The sequence below is a fragment of the Vibrio sp. 1069 genome (genome assembly GCF_033340555.1).
Genome location: NZ_JAWOWP010000002.1, coordinates 19,895 through 33,338 on the forward strand (window position 1 = coordinate 19,895; position 13,444 = coordinate 33,338).

At 44.1% G+C, this 13,444-nt stretch carries 6 protein-coding genes; 4 read left to right on the forward strand and 2 right to left on the reverse strand.

The annotated features are described in order from the left end of the window. Positions 1-535 precede the first annotated feature (535 nt). The 3 genes from R7040_RS03255 to R7040_RS03265 are packed head-to-tail and all read left to right on the forward strand — an operon-like array spanning position 536 to position 8,073. On the forward strand, positions 536-2,248 hold the full coding sequence (locus R7040_RS03255) for a hypothetical protein (protein WP_318081054.1): 1,713 nt from the start codon (positions 536-538) through the stop codon (positions 2,246-2,248). 3 nt (positions 2,249-2,251) lie between these two features. Continuing rightward, on the forward strand, positions 2,252-3,331 hold the full coding sequence (locus tag R7040_RS03260; protein WP_085569129.1) for a hypothetical protein: 1,080 nt from the start codon (positions 2,252-2,254) through the stop codon (positions 3,329-3,331). Next, positions 3,331-8,073, forward strand: coding sequence for an OmpA family protein (locus R7040_RS03265; protein WP_318081055.1), 4,743 nt, complete (start codon positions 3,331-3,333; stop codon positions 8,071-8,073). Before R7040_RS03260 ends, R7040_RS03265 begins: the two co-directional genes overlap by 1 nt. An 80-nt stretch (positions 8,074-8,153) precedes the next feature. On the opposite strand, the gene R7040_RS03270 is transcribed toward R7040_RS03265, so the two are convergent. Beyond that, positions 8,154-9,785, reverse strand: a complete 1,632-nt coding sequence (locus R7040_RS03270; protein ID WP_132937165.1) for a sigma-54-dependent Fis family transcriptional regulator — start codon at positions 9,783-9,785, stop codon at positions 8,154-8,156. Then, positions 9,772-12,450 (reverse strand): type VI secretion system ATPase TssH, encoded by a 2,679-nt coding sequence (tssH, locus tag R7040_RS03275; RefSeq protein ID WP_213966689.1) that lies wholly within the window; start codon positions 12,448-12,450, stop codon positions 9,772-9,774. Before tssH ends, R7040_RS03270 begins: the two co-directional genes overlap by 14 nt. Before the next feature lie 456 nt (positions 12,451-12,906). On the opposite strand from tssH, the gene R7040_RS03280 reads away from it, so the two are divergent. After that, positions 12,907-13,425 carry an Hcp family type VI secretion system effector gene (locus tag R7040_RS03280; RefSeq protein ID WP_005373415.1) on the forward strand — a complete coding sequence of 173 codons (519 nt, stop codon included), beginning with the start codon at positions 12,907-12,909 and terminating at the stop codon, positions 13,423-13,425. The last annotated feature ends 19 nt before the right edge of the window (positions 13,426-13,444 follow it).

Here is a 13,444-nt window from a genome sequence, read left to right on the forward strand (position 1 = left end):
ATTTACGCTCGTTTCTATACTCTGAGTATAGTGTTCTGCATGAGGTCGATGGGTAATACCTCACCTCTTTAACTCGCGATGAAGCAAATTTAATCCTAGCAAGCTTCAGAGCAGTTACTTTTGTGAGTGCGTAATGCGCTCACCTTTTTATTTAAACTTCCTCAGTAACAGTCAATTTGTTGTTTGTTGCTGAGGAGGGCACCTCATAAACTTCTGAATTTCCTCGTGCTTACCTGAAGCACACGTTACTACGATTTTTGTTAACTTCAGTCCATAAATTAAATTTTTTTAGATAGTAAGATTTTACCATTTTGACAGAGTGGGTGATGTTACTGGCTTTTATTGTGGTCGAATCGCATGTTTTAATAGTAAAAATCACCATTTTTTTGGTGTTTTTGATTTCGGGCGATTTTTCTATCTCGTTGAAAATAAATGGCTAAGTAAGTAGGATACGCAGACCAAATCGTACTTGTAAGCCTTATCAGCTTAATTGTCACCGCAGCCATATTTACGATGTTGGTTGTGGAGAATTCAAATGCATTTAGTTTGCAAATTTATACCTAGCTCGAAGCTATCCTCCAACGAGCTATCTTATGTTCTTACACCGGACGAGTGTATAGGACAGCTTTCGCGTTTGCGAAATTCAGATGACATCCTCAGAAACCTCCCTAAAGAATTGGCGCAAAAGATTTCCATCTCTGCCAAAAAAACGACCAGCGCATTGCTAGCTGCTATAAGAATCGAATTGGGAAAAGGCAATTGGGTGTCATTATCTACCGTTGCTCGTCGGTCGCCATTGACGGACTCTCAGCTGCAAAGCTTCCCTAGACTTAAATCACTCGTTGACTTTGTATCAGCTTCGAATGAAAGCAAAGCTTTTAAAGCAGGATACAAGCAGGTTACCGACGATGTTGCTTTAGTTCGTAGTTACACGCATGTCCCCTCTGAGCCAAGCCCAGATCAAAAAATCGTTGTCGAGTTTGCAGGGCAGTGGTATAGCAACGCGGCATGTTTGATGTTGGGAAAAACCGAAGCTCAAAAAGAAAAAGTGACTGTAGGCAAGGCTGATACAGAAAACAAACACCGCAGCCTCGCGACGTTTAAAGATCTCGATGCTGAAGGTAAAACGCTTTATATCAAAATTCCTTGCTCCGACCAGCCTCAGCCAATCTTGCTTAAACTCGCCGAAGACCTGCAACCCGTTGATAAAGAAACTCAGATGGATGAGTGGGACAACGTGTTGGTGCCTGTACTACCTATGCTAGAGGGCCCAAATGGACATGAGTTGGTTGCAGAAGGTTATTTCTATGTAATCTGGAATAACAAAGTTTGGCGAGAGGTTGAAGTTACACCAAAAGGCTACTTTGCTGATGTCGATTTAGAGTACTACAGAAATAATGATCCTGAATCCTCGATGAAAACACGACATGTCAACATTGATGGGGCCAACCTTGTACCAGACTACTATATTGGCGAAGAAGCATTTGAGATTTATCAATCCGGTCAGAAAGTGTATTCGGGACATCTAAGCCTTGATCAAGGTGCTAGGGTATTCCGCTTTGTAGATGAGGAAGTAGATGTTGTTTTTCCAGAATTAGATATTGATCCTATCACTGTTAAAACGGTGCTAAGCCCTTATAAAGCTGGCAAAGATGGTTTGCGTATTGCGCAAGGCGTTCCTCTACCGCATATTTGGGTGCCATATAAAGTCGCGGGAAAAGCACAAGAATGTTATATCCATTACTCCGAGTTGGCTTTGACAAACACGGAACTGTCTGAGCTAGAGAGTGATCCTGCTTCAATTGCTAAGTCTCTTTCAGAGTTGCAAATATACTCCTCATCCCAAAGCTTTAATAATGCGGGCGAGAATATTATTCCAGTTTCCGGTACCGCATCGACAGGCATCGGCAGTGGAGTCATCAACGAACACAAAGAGAGCAATGTTGCGGGGCTTAAATTGGCTCCAAGAGGCGCTTTGCCTTCTATACGTTACCTTCACGAGCCTTTGACAGATCAGCCGGACGATTTCTTTGGGCTTCGTAACATAGAACACGATTGGATTCACAAATCGTACTTTCGTTCAGCGATGAAAGACGACGATGGTTATATGACGCTGCGTTTTGCATTCCCGCCGGCAGAGGTCAAGAACGTCGATATTGTTCGAGGTGTTCATTCGAGCCTCTCCACCGGTAGCCAACGTCTTGTCGTTGTAGAAGAAAATGTACCCATTTCAGAATTGGTAGGTTAAACCATGAAAAAAATAATATTACTGTTACTTACTGCTTTATCGATAGCGGGTTGTAAAGATGACGGCCGCACTTACGTGGGTGAACATAACTACTACACCATGGAGCAGAGCAAGGTCCGTAAATCTGACTCTGCGACTTATCAACAACGTGACTTTCCTCGTTACTTTATTCACCGCGCTAAGGAATGGCCAAGGGAAGATTTAAATGACGCGAGCTCTTACGATTTGCCACGCGTTCAATTTACCTGGGCAAACTTATCAAGTGTTCCAGGCTATGAGCCGGATCCAATGTACAACGAGTACGAAGGACGAACCAAAATCTGGAGTATGAAGACCGATGGCACGGATCTACGCTTGGTGACCGATTTGGCTTGGTTAGGTATGAATGGATCTGGTGTTGATAAAACCAGTCGCTCGCCAAATAATCGCTATGTGGCAGTCGGTTTTGGTTTGACTAACTACCTTTTTGATATCAAAACCCAGAAGATGATTGAGCTGCCACATGACATTGAAGGGCCGAAAGGCTTTTTGTGGGCGGAAGACAGTAGCTACGTTTATTACCGCACTGGTATGGTTGGTCGTGTGGTTTATAAGTGGGATATTGCTAAAGGTGAAGCGGAAAAGACGGATCTGCATATATCCGGGACAGGCTTTATTCGCGATGGATTAATTTACAGTGTGACTAATGGTGCTGCGCTTATAGAAGATGAAAAAACTTATGAAACGACAAAGGTCGTTCAATGGGGGAAAAAGTTACCTGTTAAGAAAGCAAAAGCGCATTTTACGGCGATCAGTCCAGAAGGGGACATTGTTTGGGCGGCTAATCGCAACTATCACAATGTATTTGTCGTCGACCTAGCAAAAGGTAAACAAATTGACCGTGATGGCGCAATGCAATATGCCATCGGTCTAAATAATCGTTTTTCTTTGACGAATTATAATGCGATGCTGATGTCAGTACAGAACAACCAGACAAAACAAGCGTGGAGTTGGTCTCCGTTGGGTTACAGCCGAACGTTAGACCCCGCCATTGTGTATAACCTCTCCGCAAATCAAGGTAACTGGTTTAAGGAGGTGAACTAATGGCCTTCACATTTGATAATGAAGTCTATCTGTTCGGTGCTTTGTTTGAGGGCAAGTTCTTAGGCCGTGAATATATATTCCCTGACTGGCATACCCAGCCAGATCTCACCCAAGTAAATGAGCTAGCGGGTAAGATTCGTCCCATTCCTTTGACTCCCGTGATGGTCAATGCCTTGTCAGGAGGCGAACCCGCACTGTGGGGAACCACCAAAGAGGGAAAATTGGTCGAGTTAGGTTTAGGCGAGCCATCACAAGCAACGGGTAAACAACCTTTATCGGGAGAAAAAGTCGATTCTGAAACTTCTGCACCAAGCGATGTCGACAATTATGAATTACTCAAGTTGGGCAACCGACCGGAAGGGATCAGCAAAGGGAAAAGCTATGAATTAAGCTTTCCACCATTGCGTTTGTTAGCGCAGATGATTGCGCCGCAGAATGAACCAGAAAGTACTGGAGGCGCAAAAGATCTGGCAAGTCTTGCAGAAAACATTAAGCATTTCGCCCAGTATATTGATGATGGGACTAACAAAACAAAGCAAACTGGGGTGAAGTTCCAACTTACAGAAATTGCCCTTGGTCAACTTGCCCCTGAGTATGTTGGGGGCGATCTTACGCCAGAGCAACAAAGTTACAATGATTGGTTGGAGCGTCAGAAAAAAAGAAACAAGCCCCTGAAAGGTTTCGTTGTGCCAAGAATGCACAGTTGCGCGGTACTTTTTACAGACATGCTTTATAGCGGCGCTGAGGTCTCGCTTGTTAGACCAGTGAAACACCTCAAAGCGGGTGATTTAGAGAGCGCCGCAGAAGAAGTGATTGATGTAAAGGTTGTCGATACGCATGTTGCAGAATGGGCGAATGAAATTGGTGATCGAAACGTTTTACCAAGTGCATTGTTTAACCTCGATCCAAGCCAAGTTGAAGATGGTTTTTATTTGTTGCGCATCCAATTTTGGGAAGATGAATGGTTAGCATTCGATGAAACACGTAAGGTGTTACCCGAAAGTGTACTGAAGGCCAATGTCACAAAGCAGTTCATGAAACACCCTCAAACTGATGTGGAGCAGAATGTATATACTTATGAACTGCATGAAAAACTGACGTTTATCGATACAGCGGGCATTGGCAAAATGGCGTGCGTGTGTGGTGACATGATCACCTTAGAGGAAGCGCTCATCCAACAATTCCCTAATCAGTTGCCATCTTATTCAGACTACGCGACGAAGGGGTTAACCTATCAAACTAAGCAAAAACCGGGCGTTGCACCGTTATCTTTGCATGCAGCGATCAACAAAACCTACGAATCGTTGAGCAGTGACTTTCTCTCTATTGAGGGCGCAAAGCTATATGGCCCACCTGCAGAAATGGCGAAAACCATCGGGCAGGCGCTATGGGAAAACAGTGAGTCGGGGGCCTTACCTCCATTTCTGATGAGTGGTATCGCGTTACATTCGGCACTTGCCGCCACTAGTGGTATTAAAAAGAGTGTCAGCCTTGCAAAAGTTTTTGCGCGTAAAGAGCTAACGCTGAAACAAGCACAAGCGTTAGTGTTTAGAAAGCATGTCATTGATATTCCTTATATCAAGCGTGCTTTTAAAACGGCAGGCCCAGAGTCAAAAATCATGCGTGGCGTTGGACGATTAAGCAGTGATTTTTTGAGCGGAACAAATCGCGCACTACCAGCAATTGGAGTTATCGCAAGTGGCAAGGAAGCGTTCGATCAATATTCGGCGTTCTCTGAACAAATTAAAAATGCGAAAGAAGCGCAAGAAACTTTAAGTAAATACGCTGAAAACTATCTTTCTTCTTTAACGTTTGTTCGTCGCTTTGATAATCCAGAACATTGGCAAAAAAAAGCAGAAACGGTGCAGGAAGCACTTGGTAAAGAAGGGAATGCTCAGATCTTTGCTGATGGTCAAGGGGTCGTTGTTCGAATGAACTTCAAGTTTAACTCTGCTGAGTTTGAGAACGAAGTTCAAGTACTGCATATCGACTATATAGAAGTATGTGAAAAATTATGCCAGCTTTTATCCCAAAACCCTGATTACCAAGTTGCCATTATTGGCCATGCAGGGCCAATAGGAACGCATGAAAATAACTTAAAGATATCAAAAATGCGTGCGGATGTAGTTAAAGAGGCCATCCTCGCCAAAACAAGCGGAGAAGAACGAGCGAACCTAGAATCAAGGTTGTGGATTGAATTTAAGGGTAAGTCACAACTGATCGATGATATCGACGGTTATGCCGACGTTAACGACCGATCAGATAATGCGGATATCGCTGTGAACCGACGTGTAGAGGTAAGGTTGATCATCCCTGACTTCGCGGTTTCTCTACCACCGAGCCGATCTGGAACGATGGCATTAAATCGCGCGCATCAAATTTGGGAAGGGCATCAGCTTGCGGCAAAGGAAGCTGAAGATAAGATGATTCTTGCCGCCGTTGACGCAATGGCAAGCGTCGCAATCTGGACGCCTGCCGCACCAGTGGCTGCCTATTATTTTGCCGGTAAAGTGGGGGCAGATCTTTTGGGCGCTGCAACTGATTTCTATGGTGATCTTTTTGGTGATGCGACGTTTAAGGAGATCAAAGCTCAGTACAATAACAAAAGCATGCTAAAAACGCTCAGCAGTATCAATAAAGAACTTGTCTCATTGTATAAGGGGATCAGTCAAGATCTTCAACCTCAGATCATTGATGCCGTTGGCTTAGCCGACTTTCTTAAAAAACAGGCGAATCATGATGAGTTGTTGAAGCGCTTTTTGTTGCGCTCCTATGCTTTGAATTCTTTGATTGAGTTACTAACGCTTCTCCGCGCTAAGTGGAGCCTTACGGGTGACTTTGATGATTTCATTGAGGATTATCGAGTTGACGAGTTTATTCAGCTGTATGTCATGAGTGATAACTGGGAAATTCCAGTCAATGATGGCAATACGCTTGCCCTGAACTGGGTAAACCGTTTTAACAAATCTGGTTTGTTCTCTAACTCTGGCATCAATAGCTCGCTACAATGGAATTACGGTGAAAAGATAGGTGGTGCATTTAATACGGGATTCCCTGTACAAACACGTCTATTTTTGGACAGAAAATCAGATGAGTCCTTGCAAGAAAGTGCTTCTATCCGAGAAGGTCTAAAGGCATTTTGTCACGACTTCAATTTAGCCAAAGAAGAACTTGGGCGTGATGATATAGAGTTCAGTCGCTTGCTGGTCCAAGAGGATGGGATATGGGAACCATACATCAAATGGATATTTGAGAAGAATGGACGAAAGCTACGCCCACAAACGCGTGTGAAACTACAGGTGGTTTTAAAAGATGGTTTCTCGTCTAAGACACTGTTTTTACAGGAGGTCGCTTATCGCGCCGCTGTTGTTGGTTTGGACTCTCATGGGCCAACCTTTGATGTGTTGTTTACAAAAATGGATGCTTCTCAATTCGAAGACCCTGATGAAGCGATTAAAGAACACTTTAAGAGTAAGCGTGTTGAGGAATTGCATGGTCTTGAATTTGAACCAACATATGAATTTGGTGAGTTTTTAATCCATGGCATCAAGCCGTTATGTCCAAATGTTAAAGTCATAGATGAGGTGAAAGCCTTCTTTACAGGTCAAAGCGTATTTGAATATGTTCGAGACTCTGGTGCTTTTGAACAGATGAAATATGTCTTCTCACTAGGAGGACATGATTTGCTAGCGGGTAAGTTAGAGGGCTTGGGTACATATAAAAATTACACTCTAGATATTACTGAAGTTAACTTTGGTATCGATGGTCAAAGCCCTGCACAAGAAGCGAAAAACTTTAACGGTCGAACATTGGAAAAGACGAAACTCACAGACACTGACTTTTTAATCGAAGAGTTTGTCATGAGTGAGTCTGCATCATCCCGAGACACTACACCGAAGGTGATCGATGGCAACCTTATTATTTTGCCTGGTGTTGAAATTGACGGTGACCTTGCTTGGGGTGAAGGCAATGCGAATAAACTGATAAGCAACAAGTTTGATTGGTCGAAAGAGCAACGGTTCTCACTTTGTTTTGCGGTGTTAGGGGATGATCGTGCGAGTGACGATTACGATACAATGTTACTCAATGCCATTGAATGTGGGGTGAAACTGCAGATCAAAGATGGTCCAGTTAAACATGACGTGATGCATTATGCTGGAGTGGTCAACATTCATTCTCGTCTTGTTACCGAGAAGTCAAATACTGGGTATAATGGAATAGAAACAAGAACCGTTTTTGATCTAGAGCTTGACGATAGCGGCGCGACTAAGCGTACAGGTCTGGAGCAAAGCGCCGTTCAATTTATTGATCAGAATGACGCGAATTTCTCCCGTTTATTAACTTCAAGCGAGAAAAAGTACCTTTATATCATTCGCTTTGAGTACTCTTATGTGTCGCCTACAGGCAAACTAGTTAATGGTTTAAGACCTTTTGGTGATGTTTTAGATGGTAATGATCTAAAACCTATCAAACTTGAGCTGGCTTCATTTGAACAAATGGATGTAAGTGAAGGTTATGAACTACCGAAGTTTGAGCTTCAAGTTCCTGCGGTGAAAGACTTCATGACGGGTAAGCCATGGATAGAAACGGTTGAAAAGGAAAATGCGACAAGTGAGGCGAATCACTTACACTGGAAAAACCTAGGGGTACAGAACGAGCAGAAAGGATATGTTGAGAATTGGATAACGAAACAAGCGTCTTCGCTCAATGCTCCGGAAATCGCTCTTTTACAGGCAAAGTAACATACAAAAAAACCGCCTTCGGGCGGTTTTTCTTTTCTTATGACTTCATACTGAATTTAGAATTTTCTTTTTAAGCCCCATCAACCCGCTGCAGAAATGTCGTATTTCTTCATCTTATGGTTGAGAGTGCTCATTGGAAGTGCCAATTGCTCGGCGGCCTTCTTGGTGTGCCAATTGCAGGCATTTAAGCAATCGATGATTACTGTACGCTCGTATTGGCTGACAACGTCCTTAAGGCTCTTTGAAACGTCTTCTAAATCCGCTTGTGCTTGCTGCTCGTAAGCAGGTTGCTCTGGGGTAGGTGAAGCTGCTTTCATGTCAATACTTGGTACATCTTCTGGGATTTGTTCGCCAAACTCAATGTGAGTAATGGTTTCAAAATCGGACAGTAGCACCGAGCGCTCGATGATGTTCTTAAGCTCACGCACGTTCCCTGGGTATTGGTAGGCAAGGAGCTGTTTACGTACGTTGGCACTTAACCCTGGCGCTTGCGGCAAACCTAGCGTGTTGGTGGTGTGTTGCACGAAATGTTCGGCAAGGGGAATAATGTCTGACTTGCGAGCTCTCAATGGTGGTAATGTAATAGGGAACACATTCAAACGATAGAACAAATCGGCACGGAATCCGCCATCTTTGATTTGCTGCATAAGATTACAGTGGGTTGCGGCGATAACGCGAACGTCCACTTCAATCTCTTTGCTAGTGCCGATTGGGCGAACTTTACGTTCCTGTAGCACACGCAGCAATTTTGCTTGCAGTAGCATTGGCATATCGCCAATTTCATCTAGGAAAAGCGTGCCGCCGTTGGCTGCTTCAAACAAACCGACTTTGTCTTTGTCTGCGCCCGTAAATGAACCTTTCTTATGCCCAAAAAGCTCAGATTCCAATAACTGCTCTGGAATAGCCGCACAGTTCTGAACGATCAAAGGTTGTTCTGAACGATTAGAGTTTTCGTGAATGTATTTCGCGATCACTTCTTTACCAGCGCCCGTTTCACCACGCAACAGAACGTCGACAGGAAGAGATAGCACCTTATCAAGACGATTCAAGACATTGAGCATTTCTTCGCTCTCTGCAATAGGACCTTGATAGGCTTTCTGAGTACGTTTTTTGAGCTGAGTGTTCTCGCGCACTAGGGCTTGATTGTCGGCATTGAGATTTTTAATCACTTGCCCATATTGCTCTAACCAAACGGCTTGACGAATGTTACTCGCTGCCATTCGACAAAACTCAGTCAAGGCTGCCTCGTTGTCAATGACATTCAAATCGAGTAAGACTAACAGCCCAATGGTTTTGCTTTCGCTATCAATCAAAGGCCAAGCCAGTAAGTTCTCGCTTTTTAGTCCCAATGTCTGCTCTGTTTGATAAATGCTTTCACAGTCGTAGCCGTTGTATTTGTATAACTCGTTAATCAACACCACTTCACCATTACGAATCGCAAAGTTAAATGGGTCGTTCTCACTGGCTGAGTCTAACTGTAATGCTTCCCAAGGGTGGGAAACGACGGTTTTATCGTTGTGGTGAGCGGTACTTGGAATCAACGCCTGTCCTGTCTGGTCCAAAACATAAATGATGCCGTGCTTTGCTAAGGTCATTTGTCTCGCAGCGGTCAACACGGCATCCAATGTTTGGGTAAGCTGGCTGCGATCAGCCAAAGATTGGCTGATCGCAAGTAGGGCGTTGCTAAGTTCGCTATGGTTAGCTGAACGCATAGGTCAGTGTTCCTTGCTCATCGACAGAAACTGTGATTTGCGTGTGTGAATCATCCTTATCATGCACCAATAGCTGTGTCGATAGCTGAGGCAGTAACTGACGGTTGATGACCGCGTCGATGTTACGCGCGCCCGTTTCAGCAAGGCGACAGTTACCTAGTACGAACTCAACCAAACTTTCTTCGTAGCTCAGAGACAACTTGTGATGGCTCTGTAGACGCTGAGAAACTTTGTTCAGCTTATGGTGAATAATTTCTGTCATTGCTTCATCAGACAGCGGAACAAATGGTAGTACTGACATACGTGCCAACAGCGCCGGCTTGAAGTGTTGGTTCAAAGTAGGGCGAATAGCTTCTGCGATGATGTTCGCATCGATGTCTTTGGATTGATGAACCAAAGATTCAATCTCGTGCGTCGCAAGGTTACTGGTCATGATGATCAGCGTGTTCTTGAAGTCGATTGTGCGGCCTTCGCCGTCGTTCAGCGTGCCTTTGTCGAACACTTGGTAGAACAGGTTCAACACTTCAGGGTCGGCTTTTTCCACTTCATCAAGAAGAACAACAGAATATGGACGTTGACGAACCGCTTCTGTCAGCATGCCGCCTTCACCGTAACCTACGTAACCCGGAGGTGAACCAATTAGGCGTGATACCGTGTGCTTCTCTTGGAACTCAGACATGTTAATGGTCGTCATAAAGCGCTCACCACCAAACATTTGATCAGCGATCGCACGAGCCGTTTCGGTTTTACCCACACCACTTGGGCCAACTAGCAGGAATACGCCTGTTGGTGCGTCTGGGTTACCTAGACCAGCTTTCGCAGTTTGAATGCCTTCAGACAGTGCATCGATAGCGTATTCTTGGCCTTTGATGCTTTGTGTTAGGCTTTCTTTCAGTTTTAGCGTGGTTTCTGCTTCGTCTTGAAGCATCTTACCCATTGGAATACCAGTCCAGTCCGAGATCACATGGCTGACTTCATCTGGGCCCACTTCAAAGTGAACCAGTGGGTTGCCATTGCGGATTACATCTAGCTGTTCTTGGCAGGCCGAAATGGCAATGCGAACGGCTTCTTCATCCATTTCTGCATATGGAGAAACGTCTTGCTCTTGTTCTGAATCTTCGTCTGCAACAAGCTCTTCTTCATTTGTTTCGCCAAAGACCAGTTCATGTAAGCGAGAGCGTAGAGCAATCATCTCTTGGATCTGCTCTTTTTCTTTGTGCCATTGCGCTTCTTGTTCTGCTAGCTCTTCTTTCGTTGTTTCCATTGCCAGTTTTAGGTCTGGAATGTTAGCAAGGCTGTGCTTGTCGCCAGTTTGCTGCAGAGCGTCACGCTCAAGAGCTTCTAGCTCGCGCTGTTGAGCTGCAAGTTCTTGCTGCAGAGTCTCAACAGAAGCAGGAATGGCATTAAGGCTGATGTTCACTCGTGCACACGCCGTATCTAGTACATCGATCGCTTTGTCTGGCAGTTGACGGCCAGAGATGTAACGAGCAGAAAGCGCTGCCGCAGCAGTGATAGCATCGTCACGCACGTAAACGTTATGTGACTTCTCGTATGCTGGGCGCAGACCACGAATGATCAATGCTGCTTGCTCAGGAGACGGTTCGTCGAGTTTCACCAATTGGAAACGACGTGCAAGGGCAGGATCTTTCTCGAAGTACTTCTTGTATTCCGACCATGTTGTCGCAGCGATGGTTTTCACTTCACCACGCGCTAGGGCTGGTTTTAGCAAGTTTGCCGCGTCGCTGCCGCCCGCTTGGTTACCACCGCCAACAAGGGTGTGTGCTTCATCGATGAATAGAATGATTGGAGTTGGTGAGTTTTTCACTTCATCCAATACTGCGTTTAGGCGTTTTTCGAATTCGCCTTTTACGCTTGCACCAGCTTGCAGAAGACCCATGTCCAGGCCGTAAAGCTCAACACCTTTGAGGTTGTCTGGTACGTCACCTTGTACAATCTTAAGTGCCAAACCTTCTACTACTGCGGTTTTACCAACGCCCGGTTCACCAACAGCAATAGGGTTGTTTTTACGGCGACGAGCAAGAATGTCCACGATTTGGCGGATTTCTTGGTCGCGGCAGAAAACAGGGTCGATTTCGCCTTTGCGTGCTTTACCAGTGAAGTCGGTTGTGAACTTGCTCAGTGCTGAACCATCTTCACGAGCTTGTGTTTTCTCTGAAGTAGCAACTTGCGCCTCAATAGAGTGGCTTGTTAGCTCTGCAAAGTTACGCTTAAGGCTGTCAGGGTTTACCGCTTCAAGGATAGAGGCGTAACCATGTTGGCCGTAACGGAGAGGGTTACTAACAAGAGTAAGGAGTAGGGCACCAGAGCGGATTTGTGTTTCGGATAGATCTAAAGAAGAAACCAGCCAGCTTTCTTGTAACCATTCGATTAATAAAGCAGAAAAAACAGGTTTGCTGCCATTTCCTTTGGCGTTGGTGTCGAGTGTGGATCGAACCGATTGTCTTAATAAGTTCTCAGAACAATCAAAATGACTTAATAAGACGTCAAAATCACTATTTGGCCTTTCTAATAGACTCAGTAAATAATGCTCAATTTGAACTTCGTTTGCTTTTTCAGAGACTGCAAGTGCAGCGGCGTCTTCTAATGCTACTTTTGCAATCGGGTGTAGACGCTGAATTAATGAAGAAAGGTTTATATTTATCATAGCCATTTTATTCTTTAGAGGAAAAGAGGTAGCGGCTATTATACTAAAAGTGATTGCGTTCTTTTTTTATCAAGATATTTTGACTATCGTTTGTTGGTTATTTTTAATGATTATTGTGACATTAATGTTTGTGGTTATTTTAATGGCGTTGTTATTCTAAATTAATTGATAGTAAAAGTGTCGGATTTATTAGTTTTAATGACTTTATTTACACAGTTTTATATGGTTATTTTCACTTTTTAAAGTTAGAACAATTTATTATTATCTTAATCCAACTTTTTGGTTTTTTATCCAATAAATTGTACTCAAGATATTAGTGAACAATGTCTTAATTTGTTTAAGTTGTTGTTTTTATTGTATTTTTAAAGTTGGCACGGACTTTGATTATACCAAGTAGTCGCGGTGATAAGCGATTTGGTGATTTAAACAAAACAGATTTTAGAAAAGGAAATAGCGATGCCAACTCCAGCATATATGTCTATCCAAGGTGAGACTCAAGGCCATATTACTAAAGATACTTACTCTGCAGATTCAGTAGGTAACACATGGCAAGAAGCTCACGTTGATGAGTTCCTAGTACAAGAACTTGATCACGTGCTAACTGTTCCACGTGATCCACAAAGTGGTCAGCCAACTGGTCAACGTGTACACCGTCCACTTGTTGTAACTAAAGTTCAAGATCGCTCATCTCCACTACTATTCAACGCACTAGTATCTGGCGAAAAACTTCCTGAGTGTGTGATCCGCTTCTACCGTACTTCAGTTCAAGGTAAACAAGAGCATTACTACTCAATCAAATTGATTGATGCGCTACTTGTCGATATCCAAACTCGTATGAACCACTGTCAAGACGCAGCAACAGCTGACCGCGTGACAGAAGAAGTGCTTAAGTTCACTTACCGTGCGATCGAAGTAACTCACGAAAACTGTGGTACTGCGGGTAACGACGACTGGCGTGCTCCACGCGAAGCTTAATTGCTCGTCGCGTAAAGAT